Genomic DNA, 23,223 nt, shown 5'->3' with positions numbered 1-23,223 from the left:
GCCCGGGTGGGAGCCACGGACGTACATAAACGTCCGTCGCCGCGAGTCACGCGTGAGAATCGGACGGACGCGAAGCGAGCGTGTTTTCCGCGCGCCCGCCGCACCTCCGGCTATGACAGAGGGCACGCTGCGGTTCGCCACCCGGGGTTCGGCGCTGGCGCGCCGGCAGGCCACCGACGTGCGGGAGGCGGTGGAGCGACGCCGGCGGACGGTCGAACTCGTCGAGGTGGAGACGCGCGGCGACCGACTCACGGACGAACTCATCACGCGCCTGGGCAAGACCGGCGCGTTCGTCCGCGCGCTCGACGAGCGGGTGCTCGACGGCGAGGTGGACGCCGCCGTCCACTCGCTGAAGGACATGCCGACCGAACTCCCCCCGGACCTCCGGGTCGCCGCCGTCGGCGAGCGGGCCCCCTCGGGCGACGTGCTCGTCACGACCGACGGCCGCGGTGTCGAGGACCTCCCGCCGGGGTCGGTCGTCGGCACCTCCTCGCTCCGTCGGAAGGCGCAGGCGCTCGCCGCGCGGCCCGACCTGACGGTCGAACCGCTGCGGGGGAACGTCGACACGCGCCTCCAGAAACTCGTCGCGCCGGCCCTGCAGGCCGAACACGAGCGGCGCGTCGAGGCCGAGCGCGACGACGGGAGCGACCCGGAGGGAGACGGCGACGGCGAGGAGTTCGAGCGCTCGGTCGAGGAGTGGTTCGACGACCTCACTGAGTTCCAGCGGGGCGCGCTGGAGTACGAACTCGACGTCGAGTACGACGCCATCGTGCTGGCGGAGGCGGGCCTCCGCCGCTCGGACCTGTTCTTCCGCGACGAGTACGCGGTCGAACGGCTCGAGCGCGCGGAGTTCGTCCCCGCGCCGGGGCAGGGCGCAATCGCCGTGACGGCGAGCGACCCCGCGGTGGTCGAGGCGGTCCGCGAGGCGTTCGACCACCCGCCGACGCGCGTCGCGGTGACCGCCGAGCGGACGGTGCTCGCGGAACTCGGCGGGGGTTGTGTCGCCCCCATCGGCGTCTCGGCGCTGGTACAGGGCGAGTACGTCAACGTCCGCGTCCGCGTCCTCTCGACGGACGGCGAGACGGAGGTCGCCGCCACCCGCGACCTGCCGGTCCAGCAGCACGCGACCGCGGCGCGGGAGTTCGCCGCCGACCTCCGCGACCGGGGTGCGGCCGACCTCATCGAGGAGGCGCGGCGCGACGCCGACGCGGACGCGCCCGCCGCCCGCGAGGAGTGAGCATGGACGAGGAACGGTCTCCCGCGAGCGGCACGGTGTACCTCGTCGGCTCCGGGCCCGGCGACCCCGGCCTGCTCACCGTGCGGGCGCGCCGCCTGCTGGAGGAGGCGGACGTCGTGCTCCACGACAAGCTCCCCGGCCCGGAGATACTGGCGTCGGTTCCCGCGGCGAGGCGCGAGGACGTGGGCAAGCGGGCCGGCGGCGACCGCACCAGCCAGGAGTACACGAACGACCGGCTGGTCGAACTCGCGCGCGAGGGCAAGAGCGTGGTCCGGCTGAAGGGCGGCGACCCGTTCGTGTTCGGGCGCGGCGGCGAGGAGGCGGAACACCTCGCCGCCAACGGGGTCCCGTTCGAGGTGGTGCCGGGCGTCACCTCCGCGATCGCCGCGCCCGGCGTGGCGGGCATCCCCGTGACGCACCGCGAGCACGCATCGTCCGTCTCGTTCGTCACCGGCCACGAGGACCCGACGAAGGAGGAGTCTGCGGTCGACTGGGAGGCGCTCGCGGCCACCGGCGGCACGCTCGTCGTCCTGATGGGCGTCGGGCGACTCCCCGACTACACCCGCGCGCTCCGGGAGGCCGGGATGGCCCCCGAGACGCCCGTCGCGCTGGTCGAGCGGGGAACGTGGCCGGAGATGCGCGTCGCCACCGGCACGCTGGACGACATCGTCGAGGTGCGCGACGAGGCGGGCGTCGAACCGCCAGCGGTGACCGTCGTCGGCGAGGTGGCGGCCACCCGCGACCGGGTGGTCGAGTTCCTCCGCGGGCGCGGCGGGCCGGACGCGACGGCCGAGTCCGTCGAGGGCGACGAAGCGACCGACGGGAACGCGGACGAGGACGAGGAGGACGAGCGATGACGACGGTCCCCCGCGTCGCCGTCTTCCGTCCGGACGACGAGCGACTCGCCGAGGCCGTCCGACTCCTGGAGGACCTCGGCGTCGACCCGGTGGCCGACCCGATGCTCGCGGTCGACCCGACGGGCGCGGCGCCGGCGGCGGGCGAGTGGGTCGTGTTCACCTCCAAGACCGGCGTCGAACTCGCCGCAGAGGCGGGCTGGGACCCGGGCGACGCCCGGGTCGCCGCCATCGGCCCGAGCACGGCCGCCGCCGCCCGCGAGGAGGGGTGGTCGGTCGCGCTCGTGCCCGCCGAGTACTCCTCGGCCGGACTGGTCGACGCGCTCGCGGGCGAGGCGGCCGGCGCGCGCGTCGAGGTGGCGCGCTCGGACCACGGCAGCCCGGTCCTGCTCGACGGCCTGCGCGAGGCTGGCGCGACGGTCCACGAGACGGTCCTCTACCGGCTGACGCGACCGGCGGGCGCGGGCGAGTCGGCCGAACTGGCCGCCGCGGGCGACCTAGCGGGCGCGTGTTTCACCTCGTCGCTGACCGTCGACCACTTCCTCGACGCCGCCGCCGACCGGGGCGTTCGCGAGGCGGCGCTCGTGGGATTAGACGACGCCGTCGTCGGCTGCATCGGCGCGCCGACGCGCGAAACGGCCGAGGGGCGGGGCGTCCCGGTCGACGTCGTGCCCGCAGAGGCGGCGTTCGCGGCGCTCGCGGAGGCGGTGGTGGCGGAGCTACGACGGTAGTCGACGAGTCGGCGACTCGGAAAACGGGAGAGCGGGAGGCCGGAGCGCGACGCGACCGCCCGACTCAGCGCCCGTAGGTGAGCCGGGTCGCCCAGTCGTCGAGGCGCGACGTCACGCCGGCGAGCCACGCAGCCGGGGAGGCGGCGCGGACCTCCCGCTCGGAGAGTTCGATTCGGTCGCCGTCGTACGGGTCCGCGTCCTCGAGCATGCCGGCGGTCGAACTCATCGCGCACCGACCGCACGACTCGGCGTCCTTGCCGCCCATGGGCACACGTCGGACTCGACGGTGTTAACCCTTGTCGTGGGGCTTTTGACCGGCCGCGCGAACGGGGAGGTATGAGCTACCACCACCTCGACCCGACGACCATCGACCCGACGCCCGACCGGCCGAGCGTGCAGCGCGCCATCGGCGACCGCTGCGGACTGGAGAACGTCGCGCTCAACCAGTACGAGGTGGCGCCGGGCGAGGAGATACCGCTCGCGTACCACTACCACGACGAGCAGGAGGAGGCGTTCTACGTGACCGAGGGGCGACTCCACGTCGAGACGCCCGACCGCGAGTACGTCGTCGAGGCGGGCGAGGTGTTCGCCGTCACGCCCGGCAGCCCGCAGTTCGCGCACGTCCCCGACAGGGGCGTGGAGACGACGGTCCTCGCCGTCGGCGCTCCGGCCGTCGACGGCGACGCGCACGCCTACGAGGAGCCATGAGCGGGACCGACCGGTCCTCGACGCGAGCCGGGAGCGGAACCGAAGCGGGAGACGCCGACGCTCCTGACGTCCCGGAGTGGGACGACGAGTACCTCGACCGGGTGGCGCACGACCTGAAGTTCAGCTACGACCTCGCGAAGGACGAGCGGGTCGCGGGCGAGCGGTTCCCGCTGTACGGTCGGCTTGTGGTCGAGAACCGCAAGCAGTTCCTCCACGAGTCCGTCAACTTCGCGAACCACTCGGTCCACGAGCACCTGTTCGTCCGGCGGGTCGACGCCGTCGCGCCGGCGGCGCTCGAACGCGACGTCGAACTGGCGCACGACCTGGCCGACGAGTGGGTCGACGCCGACGAGGAACACCAGAGCACCGACTTCACGTTCGTCGTCGTCGCACCCGAAATCCCGGAGGACGTCCGCTCGTTCGTCTCGGGGTTCCGCGACCGGACCCTCATCAGGTGGGGGTACTACGGCCACTACGAGGTGAACCTCGCCGTCGTCGCCCCCGACCGGGAGGACCACGTCGCCAGCCGGAACGCCGACGTGTGGCGCGCGTTCGCGAACTGGGCCGACGAGGAGGCGGACCGGGGGGAGAACGAGAGCGGACTCCTCTCGCGGCTCGCGGGGCTGTTCGGACGGTAAGGACGGGAGAGCCGGGCGGTCGTCCGACAGGAGCGCGAGTCGAGCGGGGTCGGTGCCGCGGTCAGTCGTCGCTCGGGGCGGTCTCGCCGGGCGACCCGCGCACCCGTCTGATGTTGTCGTAGCCGAGTTTCGCCAGCGAGAGCGCGAGGTACACCAGCGTGAGCGAGATGAGTATCTGGACGGCGTACGATATCTGGTTTATGAGCGTCTCCGCACCCAGCAGCGACGTTGGCGCGCGATACAGCCCGATCCACAGGAGGGCGGTGATGGTGATGAGCAGCATCAGCGCCATCGGGACGCCGGTGCTGATGAGCTGTTTGTTGTCGTCCCAGTTGGCGAGCCACAGCGTCGCCGCGAGCAGCGCCAGCGCGGCGAGCGTCTGGTTCGCGCCACCGAACAGCGGCCAGAGGCTCGCCCACTGACCCGAGGCGACGAGCAGGTACGCCGGGACGCACTGCAGGAGGCCGGCGTTGACGTAGCGGTTCGTCGTCGTCCGCTCCAAGCTGGACTCGGGCGTGCCGACGATCTCTTCGAACATGTACCGGCCGAGGCGGACCGCAGTGTCCGTCGAGGTGAGCAGGAAGCTCACGAACACCAGCCCGATGAACGCCGCGCCGGCGGCCGTCGGGATGCCGAAGCCCGCGCCGAGCATGACCGCGCCGCCCGCGGGGAAGTTGGCGAGCGCGCCGGCCAGCCCGGAGCCGAAGTTGGTCGTGCCGATGATGGCGAGCGCCGCGACGGCGGTGGTCGCGAGCAGCCCCTCGCCGAGCATCGCGCCGTAGCCGATGTCGCGCGCGTCGGTCTCGTTGTTCAGCTGTTTCGCGGTGGTCCCCGAGGAGACCAGCGAGTGGAACCCGCTGATGGTCCCGCACGCGATGGTGACGAACAGGAACGGGAAGATGGGACCGAGCGGGCTGGTGAACCCGAGGAACGCCGGGAGGTTCGTCTCCAGGCTCGTGTACGTCGCGTCGGCGAACGTGACGGAGAAGCCGCCGCCGGTGACCGAGAGCACCGTCGCGACGAGCACGCCGAGCAGCATGCCGCCGACGCCCGTGTACAGCAGGCTGGAGGTGAGGAAGTCGCGCGGCTGGAGCAGCACCCACACCGGGAGCACGCTCGCGACGAAGCCGTACACGACGATGACGGGCACCCAGGCGGCCACGTTGGCGTTCTGCGCCGACGAGAGCGGCAGCCAGTTCCACGCCGACGCGTCGCCCAGCAGGTGAATCGTTCCGGCGGCGTGCGACCCGGTGTCGACGAGCGCGAGCGGGTACTGCAGGCCGACCCAGACGCCGGCGAAGACGAGCGCGACGAACGCCACCGCGCCGGGGAGGAACGGCAGGTCTAGCTGGTAGAGGTACACCCCGAACACCAGCGCCAGCGCGATGTAGATGACGCTCGCCGTCGCCGACGACGGGTACGCGTCGAAGACGACGCCCACCACCAGCGCGAACACCGCGATGACGAGGATGATGGTGAGGAACGCGAACCACAGCAGCATGTTCTTCCCCCGTTCACCGACGTACTCGCCGACGATGTAGCCGATGGACTTCCCCTCGTGTCTGACGCTGGCCGACAGCGACATGAAGTCGTGGACCGCGCCCATCAGCGGGTTCCCGACGGCGATCCACGCGATGGCGGGGAGCCACCCGAACGCCGCTCCCGCCGTGATGGGGCCGACGATGGGTGCCCCGCCGGCGATGCTGGAGTAGTGGTGGCCGAGGAGGACCGGCTTCTTCGACGGGACGTACTCCTGCCCGTCCTCGTACTTGTGTGCCGGCGTCTCGGCGTCCTCGTCGAGTTCGACGAACTGGCTCAGGTACCGCGAGTACGCCACGTACCCCGCGGTGAACGTGACCAGTGACGCCACGACGAGCACGGCAATTTGTACCATGACACAGTGACTCAGGAATATAACCCCATTAAGTATTGTGTTCCCGAAGAGAGATACTTCGGTTCGAGTGAATCCTCTCGTCCGTCACGCGCGGCGGCGCGACCGGGACCGAACCGAGCCGGACCGGCGTCAGGCGGGGAGGTCGACCCCGAGGCCCAGTTCGTCCGCGACGTCGCCGAGCAGGTCACCCCTGACCTCCGAAACCCGGGTCTCGATGGTCGCGACGACCGGCGGGTCGAACGTCTCCTCGAGGTCCCGCAGGCGGTCGCGCTCGGTCGCCACCCGGTCGCGGAGGAACCGCGCGCCGCGTCCCTCCTCGTGGGGTTCCGGCTCCGGCGTCAGGCGGTTGGCCACGATGCCCGCCACCCGGAGGTCCCGCTCCGCGAGGCTGGCTATCGCGCGGCGGGTCTCGCGCAGCGAGAGTTCGTCCGGGTTGGCGACGAGGTAGAACGCGGCCTCCTCGCGGAGCGTCCGGCCGGCGAACTCGAAGTTCTCCTTGCGCTCGCGCAGGCGGGCGATGATGGGGTCGCCCACGGCCGTCCGCCGGGGTTCGCGCCCGCCGATGGCCGCCTTCTCGTACAGGTCGACGCTCGCCTCGCGCTTCGAGAGCAGGCGGTCGATCCACCCGCCGAGGTACTCGGGGAGCGACAGCAGGCGGAGCGTGCCGCCGGTCGGCGACGTGTCGAAGACGACCCGCTCGTGGTCGGCCTCGCGCATCACGTCGATGAAGCGGTCGAACAGCGCCGCCTCGTGCGCGCCCGGCGTCTGGTGGGCCAGTTCTATCTGGCGGTCGATCTCGTTGACGATGGCGGGACTCACCTGGTCGCCCAACTGGCGCTTGATGCCCATCAGGTGCTCGTCGACGGCCTCCTCGGGGTCGATCTCCAGCACCTCCAGCGAGTCGTAGCCGTCGACCGGCGTCGGGTCGTCGCCGAACGACTGGTCGAACACGTCAGCGGTGCTGTGGGCCGGGTCGGTCGAGACCAGCAGCGTGTCCACCCCCGCGAGGGCGCACTTGTGCGCGTACGCCGAGGAGACGGTGGTCTTGCCGACGCCGCCCTTGCCGCCGAAGAAGACGAACCGCTCCATCAGAAGTGGTACTGCTGACCCTTCCGTTCGAGCATCGAGCCGCGGTCCCACATCCGCCGCTCCCACTGCTCGAACTCCTCGCCGAGGTACGGGAGGAGTTCGGCGGTGTAGTACGAGACGGGGCTGGGGATGCCGAACGCGTCCGGGAAGCACGCGAGCAGGAACGCGTCCTCCTGGTCTTCCGCCTCCTTCTCGACGAGTTCGTACGCCGGGTGAGAGATCATCCCGTGGTAGAGCCCCCGGAGCCACTCCTCGACCGTCTCGCGGAACGCGGCGATTCGGTCCGGCAGGTCCATGCGGACACGTGACATGCGGGAGCGAAAAGGGTGTCGGGAGTCGCGCGGCCGGGTGGACTGGTCGTCCCGGCCGAGGGCACGCCGGTCGCGCCGGCGGACGCGACGCATAAGTGCGGGCCGCCCCACCGCGGGAGTATGAACGGCGGGACGCCGGTGACGGTTCTCAGCGGGTCGCTCGGGGCGGGCAAGACGACGACGCTGAACCACCTGCTCTCGAACCCCGGCGGCCGACGAATCGCCGTGCTCGTCAACGACATGGGCGAGGTCAACGTCGACGCCGAACGGGTCGAGGCCGGCGCGGACGGCGTCGCCGAACTGTCGAACGGCTGTATCTGCTGTGACCTCCGGGACGACCTGGAGGTGGCGGTGAGCAGGCTGGCCCGCGAGCGGGAGTTCGACCACCTCGTGGTGGAGTCGTCGGGCATCTCGGAGCCGGCGCCGGTCGGGCAGTTGTTCACCACCGGGGCGGCGTCCGCGCCGTACGACCTCGACACGCTCGCCACCGTCGTCAACGCGGAGACGTTCCGCGACTCGCTCGCGGACGACGACGTGGTGACCACCGAGGACCTCCGCCGGAAACGCCCCGGGCAGGCGGAGCGGCGCGACGCCGAGACGCGCCCGCTCTCCGAGTTGCTCGTCGGCCAGGTGGAGTGTGCGGACGTGCTGCTGGTGAACAAGTGCGACCTGGTGGACGAGGAGACGCTCGCCGGCACGGAGGACCTGCTGACGGCGCTCAACCCCGAGGCGCGCGTCCGTCGGATCACCCACGGCGCCGTCGACCCCGGGGACCTGCTCGGAACCGGCCTGTTCGACGTGGACACCGTGAGCCGGACGGCCGCGTGGCAGCGGGCGGCCGAACACGCCGAGGGCCACCACCACGGGGGCCGAGAGGACGAAGCGAGCCACCACGACCCGGCGGCCGTCTACGGCGTCGACTCGTTCGTCTTCCGCGCGCGCCGTCCGTTCCACCCCGAGCGGTTCGCCGCGTTCGCCCGCGACCCGCCCGAGTCGGTCGTCCGCTCGAAGGGAGCCGTCTGGGTCGCCGGTCGGGACGACGTCGCCCTGTTCTTCAGTCAGGCCGGTCCCTCCGCCCGGGTGGAACCCGACCGGCAGTGGACGGCCGCGATGGAGGAGTCGCGCCGGGGGATGCAGCGCCGGATGCGCGCCGACGTCGAGTGGGACGAGGAGGTGGGCGACCGCCGGACCGAACTCGTCGTCATCGGCCGGGAGATGGACGAGGGCGCGGTCCGCGAGGCGCTGGAGGACTGCCTGCTCACCGACGCGGAGCGCGACCGGGACCCCGCGGCGTTCGAGAGCGGGAACCCGTTCCCGCGACTCGACGGCGACCCCGTCGCGCTGTAGCCCGTCCGACGCCCGGAGGGCCTAAGTCGACGGGGGACCCGGGTCGGGCATGGCGTCCGACGGCGACATCCGCGTGCTGCTCGTCATCGACCTCCTGCTGTCGCTGGTGTTCGGCGCGGTCACGCTGTACGCGCTGGAGTTGGCCGGTATCGCGACGTTCACGCCGCGGAACCTCGCGCTCGCGACGCTCGTCGTCGCGGCGCTGACCTACGTCGTCGTGCTCCGGCAGTAGCGCGGCACCCGACCGCCCTCGGTCCCCGGCACCGGGGAGCGCGCGCGAGCGATAACCGGGGTGGACGCGGCCCGGTTCGGTGTAGTTGACACTGTGAATACACTACGTCCGTCCCGTTTCGGCGCGAGTATTGCCGGGCGAGCGCCGACATTACGTCCTTATACACCCTGTATTCGCCTAGAAATTCGACGCTTCCCTGAATATTCATCCCGAAACCTGTGATGCTCAACTCGTGGGTTTATGTGTTTCCAATTCAGCCCATCTCGCGTGCAGAACAGCACGGAACACACGGAACTGAACGAATCGATGAACGAACGTGAACAATCAGGAGGAGAGACGTGACGCCGCTCCCGCTCCAGACGGACGTGACCGCCATCGCCAACAGCATCAACGCCGTGTGGGTGCTGGTGGTCTCGTTCCTCATCTTCTTCATGCAGCCCGGGTTCGCGCTGCTGGAGGCGGGACAGGTCCGCGCGAAGAACGCGGCCAACGTCGTGATGAAGAACATGTGGGACTGGTCGGCCGGCATCCTCACGTTCTTCCTCGTCGGCGCCGGCGTGTCCGCGCTCGCCGGGTACGCGACCACCCCCGGTGCCGCGTTCGACGTCGCGGGTGCGTTCGCGTACATCGGCGACCCGACGGCGTGGGTCGGCTGGCTGTTCGGTGCCGTGTTCGCGATGACCGCCGCGACCATCGTCTCCGGGGCCGTCGCGGAGCGGATGAAGTTCTCCGCGTACGTCATCTACGCCGTCGCCATGGTGGCCGTCATCTACCCGGTCGTCTCCGGGTTCGCCTGGGGCGGCAACGGGCTGCTCTCCTCCGCCGGCTACCTCGGGCAGGCGATCGGCGCGGGGTACAAGGACTTCGCCGGCGCGACGGTCGTTCACGCGCTCGGCGGCATCGCCGGGCTGACGGCCGCGTACATGGTCGGTCCGCGCCGCGGCCGCTTCGACAGTAACGGCAACGCGAAGCCGATTCCCGGCCACAGCCTCCTGTTCGCCGTCATCGGGACGCTCATCCTCGCGTTCGGCTGGTACGGCTTCAACGTCGGGACGCAGGCGACCGTCCTCACGTCCGAGGGCGAGTTCATGGGCGCCGCGCTCGGCCGGGTCGCGCTCAACACCACGCTCGCGATGGGCGTCGGGATGGTCGCCTCGACGGCCGTCACGGCCGTCTGGGAGGGCAAGCCCGACCCGCTGTTCGGCGCGAACGGTCTGCTCGCGGGGCTCGTCGCCATCACCGGTGCCTGCGCGCACGTCACGTGGTGGGGCGCGCTCGTCATCGGCCTCGTCGGCGGCGTCCAGACGCCGCTCGTCTACCGCTGGGTCGTCGACTCGCTCAACGTCGACGACGTCTGCGGCGTCTTCGCGGTCCACGGCTCGGCGGGCTTCATCGGGACCATCCTCATCCCGTTCTTCGACGTCGCCGGGTTCTCGGTCGCCCAACTCACGATGCAGGTGGTCGGCTCGCTCGTCATCGGCACCTGGACGGTCCTGACGACGATGGTCGTGCTGGGCGCGCTCGACGCCACCGTCGGCCTCCGCGTCAGCGAGGAGGAGGAGGAACTCGGGCTGGACCAGGGCGAACACGGGCTGGCGGCGTATCCCGAGTTCACCGGCGACGACGCGGCCGTCGCCGACGGCGGGAGCGTCCGCACCCACGGCGGCGACGTCCGTACCGACGGCGGCGAGTCGGTCGACGACCTGCCGAACGACGGCGGCATCAAACTCGTCATGGCGTTCATCCGTCCCGACAAGCTCCCGGACGTGAAGCGGGGGCTAGCGGAGATCGGCGCCCCCTCGCTGTCGGTGACGAACGTCACCGGCCGCGGCTCGCAGCCCGCGATGACCGGTCAGTGGCGCGGCGAGGAGTACACCGTCGACCTCCACCAGAAGGTGAAAGTGGAGTGCGTCGTCGCCGACATCCCCGCCGGGGACGTGGCCGAGGCCATCAGCGAGGCCGCCCACACCGGCGAGCCCGGCGACGGCAAGGTGTTCGTCGTACCGGTCGACGACGCCTACCAGATTCGGACGGGCGAACAGGGCACCACCGCGGTCTGACCCGTCCCCTTCCGGTCGATTCGTCGGTTCGACGGGACGCGGTCGCGTCGAAGCCGACGACTCGCTCGACCCGCGTCCCCCCGACGGTGACGTCGGACGGACGGCGGGTCGAACCGCACTCGGAGCGCTCCGAGTCGGTCCTTCTCTCGGTCGACGTGGACCCGGGAGCGGCCGCGCTGGGCCGACGCGAGCGCGTCCGAGCACGCCGGTCGGCGCCGCTCCGAACCCAGTAACACTTTCGGGCGTACGGTCGAAGGCCGGTGCATGAACGCGACTCGACCACCGACGCCCGGAACCCACGGGGGCGAGACGGCGTGAACCACGAACGCTCGCGGGACCTGTACGAGCGCGCGCTGTCGGTGCTCGCCGGCGGCGTGAACTCCTCGGTCCGCGCGACGAGGCCGTACCCGTTCTTCGTCGAACGGGGCGACGGCGCGCACGTCGTCGACGCCGACGGGAACCGCTACGTCGACTACGTGATGGGGTACGGACCGCTGTTGTACGGCCACGACCCGCCCGAACAGGTGCAGGCGGCCGTCCAGCGGTACGCGAGCGAGGGGCCGATGTACGGCGCGCCGACGGAGATCGAGGTGGAACACGCCGAGTTCGTCGCCCGGCACGTGCCGAGCGTGGAGATGCTCCGGTTCGTCAACAGCGGGACCGAGGCGACCGTCTCGGCGGTCCGCCTCGCGCGCGGCTACACCGGCCGCGACAAGGTCGTCGTCATGCAGGGCGGCTACCACGGCGCGCAGGAGTCGACGCTCGTGGAGGCCGGCGACGACCCGACCCACACCCACCCGTCCTCGCCGGGTATCCCCGAGGGGTTCGCGGAGCACACCATCGCCGTCCCGTTCAACGACCGGGAGGCGGTGACCGAGGTGTTCGAGGAACACGGTGAGGACGTCGCGGCCGTGTTGACCGAGCCGATTCTGGGCAACACCGCCATCGTCCGGCCGGTCGACGGCTACCACGAGACGCTCCGCGACCTCTGTGACGAGTACGGCTCGCTCCTCGTGTTCGACGAGGTCATCACCGGCTTCCGCGTCGGCGGCCTGCAGTGCGCACAGGGGAAGTTCGGCGTCACGCCGGACCTCACCACGTTCGGGAAGATACTCGGCGGCGGCTTCCCGGTCGGCGCCGTCGGCGGCCGCGCCGAAGTCGTCGAGCAGTTCACCCCCGCGGGCGACGTGTTCCAGTCGGGCACCTTCTCGGGCCACCCGGTGACGATGGCCGCCGGCCACGAGTACCTCACCTACGCCGCCGAGAACGACGTGTACGACCACGTGAACCGCCTCGGCGAGCGACTCCGGTCGGGCATCGCAGACGTCGTCGAGGAGCACGTCCCCGAGTACACCGTCGTCGGGACGGACTCGATGTTCAAGACGGTGTTCACCCGAGACGCCCCCTCGACGTTCGAGAACCACTGCGAAGCGGGGTGTGAGCAGCGCGAGTCGTGTCCCCGCTACGAGCACTGCCCGAAGACCGGCGCGGACGTGAGCGCGGCACAGACCGAGCGCTGGGAGCGGGTGTTCTGGCAGGAGATGAAAGAGCGCGGCGTGTTCCTCACCGCCAACCAGTTCGAGTCGCAGTTCGTCTCGTACGCCCACACCGACGAGGACGTCGACGAGACGCTGGAGGCGTACAAGGAGGCGCTCTGAGCGCGCGGTCGACCGACTACGACCCGGACCCGGCGTCGCCCGTCTCGTCGATGCGCGCCTCGTACTTCTCCAGCGCCTCGTCGAGCGCCGCGCTCGCGTCCACGTCGAGCGAGTCGCACAGCGCCAGCAGCGCGAACAGCGCGTCGCCGAGTTCGTCCCGGTTCACGTCCAGGTCGCGAGGCGCGGTGCCGTACTCGGTCGACTTCGTCACGTCGGCGGCTATCTCGCCGACTTCGGCCGCCAGGTCGAGCGCGCGGTACGCCGGGTCGCTCTCGTAGTCGTGCGCCGCGAGGAACGCCGCGACGCGGGCTTGTTCGTCCACGGCCCGAGCGCGGAGCGGGGCGGCGAAAAGCTGGCGAAAGGCTACCGAGCGGGTGGCGAACGGACGGTAACTCGGAGTCGACTCGTCTCCCCGCGCGTTCATCCCAGTCTACGAGACGAGAAACGGGGAGAGACGTTTATCACGCTCCACGCTGTAGACGGTTCCCAACGCAATGGAGGAGAGTATCTCCGGGTTCAGGGTGCGAGGAGAGTGGACCGCCGTCGTGGAACACGGCGAGCGGGTCACCCGGGCGCTCCGCGAGGTGGGGGGAGACGAGCGGTCGCCGGCGGCGTTCGCGGCGTGGAACGAGTGGCGGCCGAAGGTCCACGAGCGACTGGGCGAGGACGTCAACGCGAAGACGGCAGAGCAGGCCAGCGTCGGCGAGGGCGAGGGGGAGCGCGCCGGCAAGACGCCCGAGGACGACCTGCAGACGGCGGGCGAGAAGCTCTCGGAGTCGTACGAGCGGGTCGAGGACGGCGACAGCGAGGAGGCGCTCGACTCCTGGCGCGACTCCATCGGGCACGTCGCCCGCGCGGCCGACTCCGCCGGCCGGAAGGCCGTCCGGCGGGTCGAGGACACCGTCTACCGCAACGTGATGACCCAGCTCGCGCCGTACTACTTCGACAACGAACTCGTCTCCGCGAACATCCAGCGCACGAACCGCGGCGGCGGCGGAGAACCCGAGTTCGTCTTCGAGGTGAACGTCAACGACGACGACCTGAAGGCGCGCGTCTCGGACAGGCTGGCCGAGTACGAGAGCGCGGTCGACCGCTGGCACGTGGACACCGAGAAGCAGGTCGAGACCGCCGAGGCCGCCGAGGGCGTCGAGCCGCCGGCCGAGACGGTCGAACGGGTCGACGACGGTCGGTCGAAGTCGACCACGAACTGAGCCGCGAACCGGGAACCGGCGGAGCCGGAGACGACTCCGCCGCGTCGCCCTACTCGACGGGCTCTTTCAGCTCCACCCGGTAGCCGAACGGGTCACGGACGTACACCGCACCCGCCTCCCCGATGGCGCCGAGCGGGGCGTCGAGTTCCTCCTCGACGTCGACGCCGACGTCCGCGAGCCGCGCTTTCACCGTCTCGATGTCCGCCTCGACGAGCAGGGCGACGTGGTTGTAGTTCGTCCCGTCTGGTTCGGTGAACGACTCGGTCGGCCAGAGGTGTAACACGTGCTCGGGCGCGAGCCTGACGTCGAAGAACGGCTTCTCGCCCGCCTCGAAGCGGTCGACGTTGTCGAGCGCGAACCCCAGTTGGTCGACGTAGAACCGCCTCGCGGCCGCGACCCCGTCCGCGGGGATGCGGAGGTTGAGGTGGTCTATCGAGCGAACGTCCATGTGCGGGAGGACGTGCCGGTCGGCAAGAAACATAACGGCGGCTTCCTACTACGGGGTATGGAGCCGCTCCGCATCGAAGCCGGGGAGCTGACCGCCGACGAGATACTGGCGGCGCTCCGAGAGGGGCGGCGCATCGTCGTCACCACCGACCTGTTCGGGAGTCAGCGGGAGATGACCCTCCGCCACGACGGGGAGACGTTCTACTGCGACACGCCGACGCGGCTGCACAAACACACCGACGAGGAGGAGATGCGCGCGTGCATCGAGCGGATGGGGTACGGCCGGGAGCAGGCGTAGTCGCGCCGCGTCGGGACACCGGCGGGATTTATCGTCGCCTCGGTCCATACACTGGACGACATGAGCGACCCCCCGGAGATGGAGGACCTCATCGAGGCGGACGACCCCAGTTTTCAACACGTCATGGCGTGCGTCTTCGGCATCCAGGAGCACGAGAGCCGGACGTACCTCCGCCTGCTGGAGAACCCGGGGAGCACCGTCGAGGAACTCGCCGGCGTCCTCGACCGCGACCGCTCGAACGTGAACCGCTCGCTCACCACCCTCCTGAACAAGCAGCTCGCCGAGCGGGAGCGCCGCCTGCTCGACCCGGGCGGGTACGTCTACCAGTACACCGCGACGCCGCTCCCCGAGGCGAAGGAGATGCTCCACGCCGCACTCGACGAGTGGGTGGACGCCGTCCACGCGCGCATCGACGAGTTCGGTGACGGCGAGGCGGACGTCGACGCTAGGGACGAGTAGAGCGCGCGGGAGCGGGCACGAACCGGGGGAGGAGCGTCCCGACCGCGACGGCTCACTCGCTCCGCTCGGCGCTGTTGGTGTACCCCGGCGGCGGCGGCAGTTCGACCACCGTCGTCTCCTCCCTGTCGTGCGGTATCGTCGCCTCCATCTCCATCTTGACCGCACGGTCGCCGCCGACCACGTCGTTCACGCCGACCATCGCCGTCCCCGGGAGGTCCGGCGGCGCGAAGTGCTCGCGACAGGCCTCACCGATGGCGAACTCGGCCTCCGGGAGCAGGTCCTCGCGGACGTAGTGGCGAATCATCGTCACGTCTGCGAGGCTCCCGTCGCAGTACTCGCGGAGGAACCGGTCTGCGAACGACAGCGCGCGGTCGGCCTGTTCGCCGGGCGTCTCCCCCGGCGCGACGAACCCGTCCAACTGGACGCGGTCGTGGTCCGGGTGTCTCGTCCGGACGGCGGTGGCCGCCACCGCGTCGTCGCCGCGGTTCTCGCGTCGGAACACCGTCTTCTCCATGCCGACGGTGACCGGCCGTCGAGTCGTAAATGTTGGCCGGCGACGGGCGCGCCCGCGGCGGTCGTCCGCCGCCGGGGGGAGCCTCCCCTCCCGCCCGGTACGCGTCGCCAGAAGCGGCCGACTTTTATCCCGGCGCGTCCGACCCACGCGCCATGAGTCTCACTCTCGACGCGTCCCCGCAGTCGGCCCCGCCGGCGGCCGACGACGGCGTCTGGCTGGAGTGTATCGCCTGCGACGCGACGTTCGCCCCGTTCGACGACGTCCGCTACACCTGTGACGACTGCGACGGCCTGCTGGAGGCGCGCTACGCGGACCTCCCGGGGTGGGACGACTTCGAGGGCGAGGGCGTCTGGCGGTACGCGGCCGCCCTTCCCTTCGACGAAGGGGTGTCGCTCCCGGAGGGGAACACGCCGCTGCACGAGGTGCCGCGCCTCCGCGAGGACGTGGGCGTCGCCCGCCTGCGCGTGAAACACGAGGGGATGAACCCGACCGGGTCGTTCAAGGACCGCGGGATGACCGTCGGCGTCCGGGTGGCGCGCGAACTCGGCGTCGACCGCCTCGCGTGCGCCTCGACCGGGAACACGTCGGCGGCGCTCGCGGCGTACGGCGCGCGTGCCGGCATGGAGACGCTGGTGCTCCTCCCGGCGGGGAAGGTGGCCGCCGGGAAGGTGGCGCAGGCGAGCCTCCACGACGCCCGGATTCTGGAGGTGGACGGAAACTTCGACGCCTGTCTCGACATCGTCCAGGAACTCGCCGCGCGCGAGGAGGCGTACCTGCTCAACTCGCTCAACCCCTTCCGGCTGGAGGGCCAGAAGACCATCGGGTTCGAAATCCTCGAACGGTTCCACGCCGACTACGGCACCTACCCCGACCGCATCGTCCTCCCGGTGGGCAACGCCGGCAACACCGCGGCGCTGTTCAAGGCGTTCCGCGAACTCGTCGCCGCGGGCGCACTCGCCGTCGACGACGTGCCCGCGCTCACCGGCGTACAGGCCGCCGGGGCGGCGCCGATGGTCGAGGCCATCGAGGAGGGGGCGGACGCGGTCCGCCGGTGGCCGGAGGTGGAGACGCGCGCGACGGCCATCCGCATCGGCAACCCCGTGAACGCGCCGAAGGCGCTCCCGGGCATCCGCGAGACGGGCGGCACCGCCGTCGCCGTCGACGACGACGCCATCATCGCCGCGCAGCGGGCACTCGCGGCCGAGGGGGTGGGCGTCGAACCGGCGTCCGCGGCGTCGGTGGCCGGCCTCCGGAAACTCCGGGAGTCGGGCGTCGTCGGCGACGACGAGGACGTGGTCTGCCTGACGACCGGACACCTGCTGAAGGACCCCGACGCCGCGTTCGCCGCGGGCGACGACCCGGAACCGGTCGCGAACGACGTGGACGCCGTGCTCGACCTGCTCGGGTGACGGCCGGCGCGACGGTCGCTCCGTCCGACGCCGGTGACCGGTGCTCCCGGCGTTCGCCGTCACTCGCGCGTCGCCCGCGCGTCCGACGCGGGCTTTTGCCGCTCCGCGTGGTACGAGGTCGCATGGAGTCAGAGGCTCGCGACGGGACCCCGAGTGGGGGGTCACGCGACCGACCGGGCGAGACGGCGGCGGAGGTGGAGCGCCTCCGGCGCGAGAACAGGCGGCTGGAGGCGCGACTCGCCATCGAGGAACAGCGGCGCGAGAACCTCATCGACCGGTACGAGGCGCTGTTGCCCGACGGGAGCGAGGAGGGGCGGGGCGGAGGAGACGCCGGACCCACCGACGACCGGTCCGGGGCGGACCGGCGGGGAGGGAACGGCGTCGCGAACGCGGCGGGGTACGCCGCCTGGACGCTGTTCACGCGGGTTCGCCGCCGCGTGTGCGAGTTCCGTGCCCGGCGGCGGTAGAACCGAAACGAGCGCCGCGACGGGGCGGCGACGGGCGCTCGCGGTCGTCCGGGTCGTCAGAGACCGCGAGACCGCGCGACCGCGTCTCGTTACGCCTCGTCGAGCGTGATGCGCGTCGCCTCGATGAGCCGTTCGTCCTCGAGCAGGCGGTCGAGCGTCTCGTCGGACACCTCGTCGTCGAGGTTGTAGACCGTGAGCGCCTCGCCGCCGATGGTCTCGCGGGCGTTGAACATGCCGGCGATGTTGACGTCCGCGTCGCCGAGGACGGTCCCGACGAACCCGATGACGCCGGGTTCGTCGCGGTTGCGCGCGACGAGCATCTGCCCGTACGGCACGGCGTCGACGCGGTAGCCGTCGATGCGGACGATGCGGGGGTCCTCACCCGCGAAGAGCGTCCCGTCGACGGACAGCGAGGTGTCGCCGTTCTCGACGGTCACGGTGACGAGGCTCTGGAAGTCCTCGCTCTGGCGGGTCTTGCTCTCGGTCACCTCGATGCCGCGGTCCTCCGCGAGTTGCGGGGCGTTCACCGCGTTCACCTCGAACTCCAGCGGCGAGAAGACCCCCTTGAGCGCGCTCGCGGTGACGAGGTCGATCTCCTCGGCCGCGATGTCCCCCTCGTAGTGGACCTCGACGCCGGAGATGCGCTCGCCCAGTAACTGGGCGGCGATCTTGCCGGCGGTCTCGGCCACGTCGAGGTACGGTTCGATGCGCGGGAACGCCGACTCGTCGACCGACGGGGCGTTGAGCGCGTTCATCACGGGTTCGCCCGCGAACGCCGCGAGCACCTGCCGGGCGGTGTCGATCGCGACGTTCTCCTGTGCGGCCTCGGTGCTCGCGCCGAGGTGCGGGGTGAGCACGATGTCGTCGACGTCGAGCAGCGGCGAGTCCGACGGGAGCGGTTCCTCGGCGAACACGTCGAGCGCTGCTCCGCGAACCGGCCCGTTCTCCACCGCGTCCGCGAGCGCCGCCTCGTCGACGATGCCGCCGCGCGCGCAGTTCACGAGGTAGGCGTCGCCGAGCGCCTCCAGTTCCGCGTCGCCGATCATCCCCTCCGTCTCCGGCAGGAGCGGCGTGTGGACGGTGACGAAGTCCGCGCGTTCCAGACAGTCGGTCAGGTCGTCGACCAGTTCCGCGCCGAACTGCGCGGCGCGCTCCTCGTTGATGTACGGGTCGAAGACGACGAGGTCCATCCCGAGCGAGTCCAGCCGTTTCGCGACTTCCTGTCCGACGCGACCCAGTCCGACGATGCCGAGCGTCTTGTTGTTCACCTCGCGGCCGAGGTAGTCGCCCTTGGCCCACTCCCCCTGCTTGAGGCGGCCGTGCGCCTGCGGGACCGACCGGGCGACCGCGAACGCCATCGCGACGGTGTGTTCGGCGGCCGCGCGGACGTTGCCCTCGGGCGCGTTCGCCACCACGACGCCGTGTTCGGTGGCGGCGTCGATGTCGATGTTGTCGACGCCGATGCCCGCCCGGCCCACGATATGCAGGTCGGGCGCGGCCGCGAACACCTCGGCGTTGACGTCGGTCCCCGAGCGGACGACGAGCGCGTTCGCGTCCGCGACGGCGTCCAGCAGCGCCTCCCCCGAGAGGTCGTAGCCGGTCTGGACCTCGTGACCCTCCTCCCGTAACAGGTCTAGCCCGGCCTCGGAGACCGGGTCGGTTACGAGTACTTTCACGTCCGCTCGAATCCCCGGCGCGGGGGTAAGCCTTTCCTCGGCGGCCGTACCTGCCCCGCTCGATATCCAGGTTCGTGCACACTCGACCCCTCCGTTTCGGGTGGAGTGTGCCGAGACGTGGTGTGGAACACGGACTCATCCGGAGACGACGGTCCGGCCTCCGCCGGGTCGAGTCGCCTACTCGTGCCCCGAGACCGGGACCGGTTCGTACGGCTCCTCGAGGTGCTCGATGTCCGAGTCCGAGAGGTCGATGTCGAGCGCCGCGACGGCCTGTTCGAGGTGTTCGACGCTGGTGGTACCGACGATGGGGGCGTCCACCCAGTCTTTGTGGAGGTGCCACGCGAGCGCGACCTGCGCCATCTCCACCCCTCTCTCGTCGGCGAGTTCCTCGACGCGTTCGTTTACCTCCTTGCCCGCCTCGTCGACGTACGGGTGCTCGCGGAGCAGGCGGTCGGTCTCGCCCCGCGTCGTGGTCTCCATCTCCCGGTGGGGGCGCGTCAGGAACCCCTTCGCGAAGGGGCTCCACGGGATGACGCCGACGCCCTCCTCCTCGCACAGCGGGAGCATCTCGCGTTCCTCCTCGCGGTAGACGAGGTTGTAGTGGTTCTGCATGGTGGCGAACCGCTCCAGTCCCAGCCGGTCGCTGGTGTGGAGCGCCTCGGAGAACTGGTGGGCCCACATCGACGACGCGCCCACGTACCGCGCCTGATTGCGCCGGACCGCGTCGTCGAGCGCCCGGAGCGTCTGCTCGACGGGCGTGTCGTCGTCCCAGCGGTGAATCTGGTAGAGGTCAACGGTGTCCATCCCCAGCCGGTCCAGCGAGTTCCGCAGTTCCTGCTCGATGGTCTTGCGCGAGAGGCCCGACGCGTTCGGGTGGTCGTCCTCGCCCGAGAACAGGCGCGGCGGGAAGAAGACCTTCGTCGCGACGACCTGCTCGTCGCGGTCGTACTCCCCGAGGACGGTCCCGAGGACGCGCTCGCTGTTCCCGCTGGAGTAGGCGTTGGCCGTGTCGAAGAAGTTGATTCCGAGGTCGATGGCCCGCTCGATTATCTCGCGGCTCTCGGCCTCGTCGAGAATCCAGTCGCGCCCCTCGGACGGCCCGAAGCTCATCCCACCGAGGCATATCTTCGAGACATCCATCCCGGTCGAACCGAGTGTCGTGTACTCCATGCGGTCCGAGCTGCGGCCGTGGACCGCATAGATTCGACGTTATCTGGAAAGCGCGTTTAAACCGTCGTGCGACCCGAGTGCGGACGACATGAGCTGTCGCTCGGCGCGCCGGAGCAGGTCCGACGTCGCTGGCTGGGAGATACCCAACTCCTCGGCGAGTTCTCCCGTCGAAACCTCGCGCGGACTCTCGTAGTAGCCCCGGGAGAACGCGAGCATCAGCGCTTCGTGTTGTCGGTCGGTCAGCCCGTGCTCCGTCGACTCCCCGGTCGTCGCCGGGTTCGGAGAGACGGAGACGAGTTCGAACCCGATGTCGTACTCTCGACAGCGGCTCTGGAACTCGGCGAACCCGTCGAAGCTCTTGAACACCTTCGTCTCGTGCCACCCGTCCGACGTGATGGTCGTCGGTTCGATCTGGGCCGCGTCGAACCGCTCGGGCGCGAACGCCTCCGAGACGACGTCGTCCAGTTCGACGGTGAGCTGGTAGACGACCCTGTCGCCCGCGCGTCCGATGGTTCTCGTCTCCGTGACCTCATCGAGCGCCGCGAGTTCCGTCTCGGAGACGTCGTCTTCGGGGTCGAACTGGACCGTGAACACCCGGACGTCCCGCTGTATGCAGAGGCCGTGGACGCACTCGATGTCGTCGACTCGGAGCAGCCGGGGAGCGTCGACGAGCGGGAGGGACGGAGAGCTGATGACGAATTCGGTAGTGACTGTCACGGGGTGGAATGTTTCGTACGCACAGTTAAGCGTCTGTATCTGTCGGGTGGTTTGACGGGTCGGTCTCCGCGAGACCGCGCCCTCGCGACACGCTCGAATCACACCGAACGCGGACCGGCCGAACACCGCGTGGTTTCAAGCCCGCACCGGTGTGACACGGGACCATGACGAAACTGGTCGCGTTCGACTTCGACGGCACGCTCTCGGACTCGGAGATGACCGTCCTGCTCGGGGAGCGGGAGGGAGTCGCCGAGGAGATGGCCGACATCACCGCGCGGGCGATGAACGACGAACTCAGTTACGCAGAGAGCCTCCGCCGACGGGCGAGGCTCCTGAAGGGGCTGGAGGAGGAGAAAGCCGAGGGGGCGTACGCCGAGGTCACGCAGCGCCCCGGCGCGGGCGACCTCGTCACCAGGCTCCGCGAGGCGGGCCACTACGTCGCGGTGCTCACCGGCGGGTTCGACCGCGGCGTGGCGGCGGCGCTCGACGCGGCGGGCGTCGAGGTGGACGAGGTGGTCGCCAACCGCCTGCCCGTCTACGGCGGTCGCCTCACGGGCGAGGTGGAGGGACCGCTCGTCGAGGGAACGAAAGACGAACAGCTGGAACGGCTCGCGGCCGACCAGGGGATGGAGATGCACCGGACCGTCGCGGTGGGCGACGGCGCGAACGACCTCCCGATGCTGGAGGTGGCGGGGCTGGCCGTCGGCTTCGACCCGAAACCCGCGGTCGAACCGGCGTGCGACGTGACCGTGGGGACGATGACGGAACTCGCGGACCTGTTCGAGGACGAGGGGCTGCTGGCGGCGGACGGGGCGGGCGACGAGTAGACCGGGACGGCGGGCGAAGCGCGGACACCTCGAAGGGGCCGACGCCGCCGAGCCGACCCGGGCGGGCGCGAGCTACGACAGCCGCGACTCCGCCGCCTCGACGCCGTCGGACGTGTCGACGCCGACGCCGACGTCGTTGAGCGCCTCTCCGACGGCCCGCACGCCGCGGACGATGGCCGGGTCGGGGAGCGACCCCATGTTCGAGACGCGGAGTATCTCGCCGCCGAGGTGGGCCTGTCCGCCCGAGATGGAGACGTTCCGCTCCGCGACGGCGTCGAAGAAGTCGGCGGCGTCGCCGCGGATGGCCTCGGGGAGCGAGACGGCGGTGACGGTGTTCGAGAGTTCCGTCTCGCCGGTCGGGTCCGCGAACAGTTCCAGCCCCATCCCGGTGAACCCGGCGCGGAACGCGGCCGCCTGCGCGCGGTGCCGCTCGATGCGTGCCGGCATCCCCTCCGCCTCGATGGCCTCGACGGCGACGGCGAGCGCGCGGAACAGCGGCACCGCCGAGGTGAACGGGGTCTGGTGCTGGTCCGCCTTCCGGAGGTGCCAGTCGAGGTCCTCGTAGAACGGCGCTCCCTCCCCGTCGACGTGCGCTTGGACGCCGTCGGTGAGGTACATCGCGGAGATGCCGGGGGGCGTCTCGATGGCCTTCTGGGCGTCGGTGAGCGCGACGTCGACGTTCCAGTCGTCGACGTGGAACGCGTCGCCGCCGATGCTCGTCACGCCGTCGACGGCGAACCGCGCGTCGTGTTCGGCCGCGAGTTCGCCCACCGCCTGCACCGGGTTCAGCAGGCCGGTGGACGTCTCGTTGTGGACCATCGTCACGAGCGCCGTGCCGTCGGTGACCGCCTCCGCCACCTCGGCGACCGGGATCGATGCCCCCCACTCGGCGTCGACGCGCGTCACGCGCCCGGCGTGTCGCTCGGCGATGCGGGCGAACCGCCGCCCGAACTTCCCGTTGACGAGCGAGACCACCTCGTCGTCGTCGCCGACGAGGTTGGCGACGGCCGCCTCCATCCCCATCGTCGCGGTGCCGTTGAGGACGAGAGAGGTCCCCCCCGAGGAGGTGGCGCTCCCGTCCTCGCTGGAGTGTTCGAACACGTAGTCGAGGCCGCCCTGCGCGCGCTCGTAGACCGCCTCGAACTCGGCCGAGCGGTGCGACACCATCGGCTCCGCCATCGCCTCGAGCACGTCCTCGCGGACGGGGACGGGACCGGGGTTGAGGAGCAGGAACTCCTCGTCCTCGTCGTGCATGCTCGCGCGTTCCGG

Annotated in this window: 26 protein-coding genes; 15 read left to right on the top strand and 11 right to left on the bottom strand. The window is 70.8% G+C overall.

Translation table 11 applies throughout. The features are described 5' to 3' along the window. Window positions 1-112: 112 nt before the first annotated feature. From hemC to AC6RUA_RS09720, 3 genes are read left to right on the top strand one after another with little or no spacing between them, the layout of a single operon-like run. The gene (gene hemC, locus AC6RUA_RS09730; protein ID WP_499812823.1) at window positions 113-1,237 is read left to right on the top strand and encodes a hydroxymethylbilane synthase; all 1,125 of its coding nucleotides are present in this window, start codon (window positions 113-115) and stop codon (window positions 1,235-1,237) included. A 2-nt stretch (window positions 1,238-1,239) separates the two neighbouring features. After that, window positions 1,240-2,094, top strand: coding sequence for a uroporphyrinogen-III C-methyltransferase (cobA, locus tag AC6RUA_RS09725; RefSeq protein ID WP_499812822.1), 855 nt, complete (start codon window positions 1,240-1,242; stop codon window positions 2,092-2,094). Beyond that, entirely contained in the window at window positions 2,091-2,822 is a 732-nt protein-coding gene (locus tag AC6RUA_RS09720; protein ID WP_499812821.1) for a uroporphyrinogen-III synthase, read from the top strand. The genes cobA and AC6RUA_RS09720 overlap by 4 nt, the downstream gene beginning before the upstream one ends. Before the next feature lie 64 nt (window positions 2,823-2,886). On the opposite strand, the gene AC6RUA_RS09715 is transcribed toward AC6RUA_RS09720, so the two are convergent. Beyond that, entirely contained in the window at window positions 2,887-3,087 is a 201-nt protein-coding gene (locus tag AC6RUA_RS09715; protein ID WP_499812820.1) for a DUF8007 family protein, read from the bottom strand. A 71-nt stretch (window positions 3,088-3,158) separates the two neighbouring features. Between AC6RUA_RS09715 and AC6RUA_RS09710 the strand changes: the two genes are divergently transcribed. Both AC6RUA_RS09710 and AC6RUA_RS09705 read left to right on the top strand, forming a co-directional pair. After that, window positions 3,159-3,530, top strand: a complete 372-nt coding sequence (locus AC6RUA_RS09710) for a cupin domain-containing protein (RefSeq protein ID WP_499812819.1) — start codon at window positions 3,159-3,161, stop codon at window positions 3,528-3,530. Further along, window positions 3,527-4,168 (top strand): DUF8052 family protein, encoded by a 642-nt coding sequence (locus AC6RUA_RS09705; protein WP_499812818.1) that lies wholly within the window; start codon window positions 3,527-3,529, stop codon window positions 4,166-4,168. The genes AC6RUA_RS09710 and AC6RUA_RS09705 overlap by 4 nt, the downstream gene beginning before the upstream one ends. Window positions 4,169-4,229: 61 nt before the next feature. On the opposite strand, the gene AC6RUA_RS09700 is transcribed toward AC6RUA_RS09705, so the two are convergent. From AC6RUA_RS09700 to AC6RUA_RS09690, 3 genes are all read right to left on the bottom strand, one after another. Beyond that, window positions 4,230-6,062 carry a carbon starvation CstA family protein gene (locus AC6RUA_RS09700; RefSeq protein WP_499812817.1) on the bottom strand — a complete coding sequence of 611 codons (1,833 nt, stop codon included), beginning with the start codon at window positions 6,060-6,062 and terminating at the stop codon, window positions 4,230-4,232. Window positions 6,063-6,191: 129 nt separating this feature from the next. Next, the gene (locus AC6RUA_RS09695; RefSeq protein WP_499812816.1) at window positions 6,192-7,151 is read right to left on the bottom strand and encodes an ArsA family ATPase; all 960 of its coding nucleotides are present in this window, start codon (window positions 7,149-7,151) and stop codon (window positions 6,192-6,194) included. Further along, on the bottom strand, window positions 7,151-7,447 hold the full coding sequence (locus tag AC6RUA_RS09690; protein WP_499812815.1) for a DUF7990 family protein: 297 nt from the start codon (window positions 7,445-7,447) through the stop codon (window positions 7,151-7,153). Before AC6RUA_RS09690 ends, AC6RUA_RS09695 begins: the two co-directional genes overlap by 1 nt. 135 nt (window positions 7,448-7,582) lie before the next feature. Here AC6RUA_RS09690 and AC6RUA_RS09685 point away from each other — a divergent pair, with 135 nt between their 5' ends. From AC6RUA_RS09685 to hemL, 4 genes are all read left to right on the top strand, one after another. After that, entirely contained in the window at window positions 7,583-8,809 is a 1,227-nt protein-coding gene (locus tag AC6RUA_RS09685) for a CobW family GTP-binding protein (protein ID WP_499812814.1), read from the top strand. Window positions 8,810-8,858: 49 nt separating this feature from the next. Then, the gene (locus tag AC6RUA_RS09680; protein ID WP_499812813.1) at window positions 8,859-9,041 is read left to right on the top strand and encodes a DUF8107 family protein; all 183 of its coding nucleotides are present in this window, start codon (window positions 8,859-8,861) and stop codon (window positions 9,039-9,041) included. Window positions 9,042-9,379: 338 nt separating this feature from the next. After that, window positions 9,380-11,101, top strand: coding sequence for an ammonium transporter (locus AC6RUA_RS09675; RefSeq protein ID WP_499812812.1), 1,722 nt, complete (start codon window positions 9,380-9,382; stop codon window positions 11,099-11,101). A 314-nt stretch (window positions 11,102-11,415) separates the two neighbouring features. Then, window positions 11,416-12,759 (top strand): glutamate-1-semialdehyde 2,1-aminomutase, encoded by a 1,344-nt coding sequence (hemL, locus tag AC6RUA_RS09670; protein ID WP_499815432.1) that lies wholly within the window; start codon window positions 11,416-11,418, stop codon window positions 12,757-12,759. Between the two features lie 16 nt (window positions 12,760-12,775). On the opposite strand, the gene AC6RUA_RS09665 is transcribed toward hemL, so the two are convergent. Next, window positions 12,776-13,081, bottom strand: a complete 306-nt coding sequence (locus tag AC6RUA_RS09665; RefSeq protein ID WP_499812811.1) for a MazG nucleotide pyrophosphohydrolase domain-containing protein — start codon at window positions 13,079-13,081, stop codon at window positions 12,776-12,778. Between the two features lie 172 nt (window positions 13,082-13,253). Between AC6RUA_RS09665 and AC6RUA_RS09660 the strand changes: the two genes are divergently transcribed. Continuing rightward, a complete protein-coding gene (locus AC6RUA_RS09660; RefSeq protein ID WP_499812810.1) occupies window positions 13,254-13,970 on the top strand; it encodes a DUF5828 family protein in 717 nt (238 codons plus the stop codon). Between the two features lie 49 nt (window positions 13,971-14,019). Here AC6RUA_RS09660 and AC6RUA_RS09655 read toward each other — a convergent pair whose 3' ends face one another. Next, window positions 14,020-14,418 (bottom strand): VOC family protein, encoded by a 399-nt coding sequence (locus tag AC6RUA_RS09655; RefSeq protein WP_499815430.1) that lies wholly within the window; start codon window positions 14,416-14,418, stop codon window positions 14,020-14,022. Between the two features lie 57 nt (window positions 14,419-14,475). Between AC6RUA_RS09655 and AC6RUA_RS09650 the strand changes: the two genes are divergently transcribed. Beyond that, on the top strand, window positions 14,476-14,715 hold the full coding sequence (locus tag AC6RUA_RS09650) for a DUF8001 family protein (protein ID WP_499812809.1): 240 nt from the start codon (window positions 14,476-14,478) through the stop codon (window positions 14,713-14,715). 60 nt (window positions 14,716-14,775) lie between these two features. Beyond that, a complete protein-coding gene (locus AC6RUA_RS09645) occupies window positions 14,776-15,174 on the top strand; it encodes a helix-turn-helix domain-containing protein (protein WP_499812808.1) in 399 nt (132 codons plus the stop codon). A gap of 52 nt (window positions 15,175-15,226) precedes the next feature. Here the strand turns inward: AC6RUA_RS09645 and AC6RUA_RS09640 are convergent, their stop codons facing one another. Continuing rightward, entirely contained in the window at window positions 15,227-15,688 is a 462-nt protein-coding gene (locus AC6RUA_RS09640) for a hypothetical protein (RefSeq protein WP_499812807.1), read from the bottom strand. A 152-nt stretch (window positions 15,689-15,840) separates the two neighbouring features. Between AC6RUA_RS09640 and thrC the strand changes: the two genes are divergently transcribed. Continuing rightward, window positions 15,841-17,097 (top strand): threonine synthase, encoded by a 1,257-nt coding sequence (gene thrC, locus AC6RUA_RS09635; protein WP_499812806.1) that lies wholly within the window; start codon window positions 15,841-15,843, stop codon window positions 17,095-17,097. A gap of 122 nt (window positions 17,098-17,219) precedes the next feature. Continuing rightward, complete coding sequence (locus AC6RUA_RS09630; RefSeq protein WP_499812805.1) at window positions 17,220-17,564, top strand: hypothetical protein; 345 nt, start codon at window positions 17,220-17,222, stop codon at window positions 17,562-17,564. Between the two features lie 89 nt (window positions 17,565-17,653). Here AC6RUA_RS09630 and serA read toward each other — a convergent pair whose 3' ends face one another. The 3 genes from serA to AC6RUA_RS09615 form a co-directional block, all read right to left on the bottom strand. Beyond that, entirely contained in the window at window positions 17,654-19,240 is a 1,587-nt protein-coding gene (gene serA, locus AC6RUA_RS09625; protein ID WP_499812804.1) for a phosphoglycerate dehydrogenase, read from the bottom strand. Between the two features lie 177 nt (window positions 19,241-19,417). Next, the gene (locus tag AC6RUA_RS09620; RefSeq protein WP_499812803.1) at window positions 19,418-20,410 is read right to left on the bottom strand and encodes an aldo/keto reductase; all 993 of its coding nucleotides are present in this window, start codon (window positions 20,408-20,410) and stop codon (window positions 19,418-19,420) included. Window positions 20,411-20,449: 39 nt separating this feature from the next. After that, window positions 20,450-21,127 carry a helix-turn-helix domain-containing protein gene (locus tag AC6RUA_RS09615; protein ID WP_499812802.1) on the bottom strand — a complete coding sequence of 226 codons (678 nt, stop codon included), beginning with the start codon at window positions 21,125-21,127 and terminating at the stop codon, window positions 20,450-20,452. Between the two features lie 164 nt (window positions 21,128-21,291). Here AC6RUA_RS09615 and serB point away from each other — a divergent pair, with 164 nt between their 5' ends. After that, window positions 21,292-21,954: a phosphoserine phosphatase SerB gene (serB, locus tag AC6RUA_RS09610; protein ID WP_499812801.1), complete on the top strand. Its 663-nt coding sequence runs from the start codon at window positions 21,292-21,294 to the stop codon at window positions 21,952-21,954. Between the two features lie 72 nt (window positions 21,955-22,026). Here the strand turns inward: serB and AC6RUA_RS09605 are convergent, their stop codons facing one another. After that, window positions 22,027-23,208, bottom strand: a complete 1,182-nt coding sequence (locus AC6RUA_RS09605; protein ID WP_499812800.1) for a pyridoxal-phosphate-dependent aminotransferase family protein — start codon at window positions 23,206-23,208, stop codon at window positions 22,027-22,029. Window positions 23,209-23,223 lie beyond the last annotated feature (15 nt).

Source organism: Halorarum sp. SLYT50, from assembly GCF_059821265.1.
This window is presented reverse-complemented; position numbering and strand designations above follow the sequence as displayed.

Bases quoted from the DNA above. Each gene is read 5' to 3' on its own strand.
- thrC (WP_499812806.1), top strand. From the start codon at position 15,841: ATGAGTCTCACTCTCGACGCGTCCCCGCAGTCGGCCCCGCCGGCGGCC.
- AC6RUA_RS09605 (WP_499812800.1), bottom strand. From the start codon at position 23,208: ATGCACGACGAGGACGAGGAGTTCCTGCTCCTCAACCCCGGTCCCGTC.
- AC6RUA_RS09695 (WP_499812816.1), bottom strand. From the start codon at position 7,151: ATGGAGCGGTTCGTCTTCTTCGGCGGCAAGGGCGGCGTCGGCAAGACC.
- AC6RUA_RS09705 (WP_499812818.1), top strand. From the start codon at position 3,527: ATGAGCGGGACCGACCGGTCCTCGACGCGAGCCGGGAGCGGAACCGAA.
- AC6RUA_RS09720 (WP_499812821.1), top strand. From the start codon at position 2,091: ATGACGACGGTCCCCCGCGTCGCCGTCTTCCGTCCGGACGACGAGCGA.
- AC6RUA_RS09650 (WP_499812809.1), top strand. From the start codon at position 14,476: ATGGAGCCGCTCCGCATCGAAGCCGGGGAGCTGACCGCCGACGAGATA.
- AC6RUA_RS09620 (WP_499812803.1), bottom strand. From the start codon at position 20,410: ATGGAGTACACGACACTCGGTTCGACCGGGATGGATGTCTCGAAGATA.
- serB (WP_499812801.1), top strand. From the start codon at position 21,292: ATGACGAAACTGGTCGCGTTCGACTTCGACGGCACGCTCTCGGACTCG.
- AC6RUA_RS09690 (WP_499812815.1), bottom strand. From the start codon at position 7,447: ATGGACCTGCCGGACCGAATCGCCGCGTTCCGCGAGACGGTCGAGGAG.
- AC6RUA_RS09710 (WP_499812819.1), top strand. From the start codon at position 3,159: ATGAGCTACCACCACCTCGACCCGACGACCATCGACCCGACGCCCGAC.
- AC6RUA_RS09700 (WP_499812817.1), bottom strand. From the start codon at position 6,062: ATGGTACAAATTGCCGTGCTCGTCGTGGCGTCACTGGTCACGTTCACC.
- AC6RUA_RS09645 (WP_499812808.1), top strand. From the start codon at position 14,776: ATGAGCGACCCCCCGGAGATGGAGGACCTCATCGAGGCGGACGACCCC.
- AC6RUA_RS09680 (WP_499812813.1), top strand. From the start codon at position 8,859: ATGGCGTCCGACGGCGACATCCGCGTGCTGCTCGTCATCGACCTCCTG.
- hemC (WP_499812823.1), top strand. From the start codon at position 113: ATGACAGAGGGCACGCTGCGGTTCGCCACCCGGGGTTCGGCGCTGGCG.
- AC6RUA_RS09660 (WP_499812810.1), top strand. From the start codon at position 13,254: ATGGAGGAGAGTATCTCCGGGTTCAGGGTGCGAGGAGAGTGGACCGCC.
- cobA (WP_499812822.1), top strand. From the start codon at position 1,240: ATGGACGAGGAACGGTCTCCCGCGAGCGGCACGGTGTACCTCGTCGGC.
- AC6RUA_RS09655 (WP_499815430.1), bottom strand. From the start codon at position 14,418: ATGGACGTTCGCTCGATAGACCACCTCAACCTCCGCATCCCCGCGGAC.
- AC6RUA_RS09640 (WP_499812807.1), bottom strand. From the start codon at position 15,688: ATGGAGAAGACGGTGTTCCGACGCGAGAACCGCGGCGACGACGCGGTG.
- AC6RUA_RS09685 (WP_499812814.1), top strand. From the start codon at position 7,583: ATGAACGGCGGGACGCCGGTGACGGTTCTCAGCGGGTCGCTCGGGGCG.
- AC6RUA_RS09715 (WP_499812820.1), bottom strand. From the start codon at position 3,087: ATGGGCGGCAAGGACGCCGAGTCGTGCGGTCGGTGCGCGATGAGTTCG.
- AC6RUA_RS09630 (WP_499812805.1), top strand. From the start codon at position 17,220: ATGGAGTCAGAGGCTCGCGACGGGACCCCGAGTGGGGGGTCACGCGAC.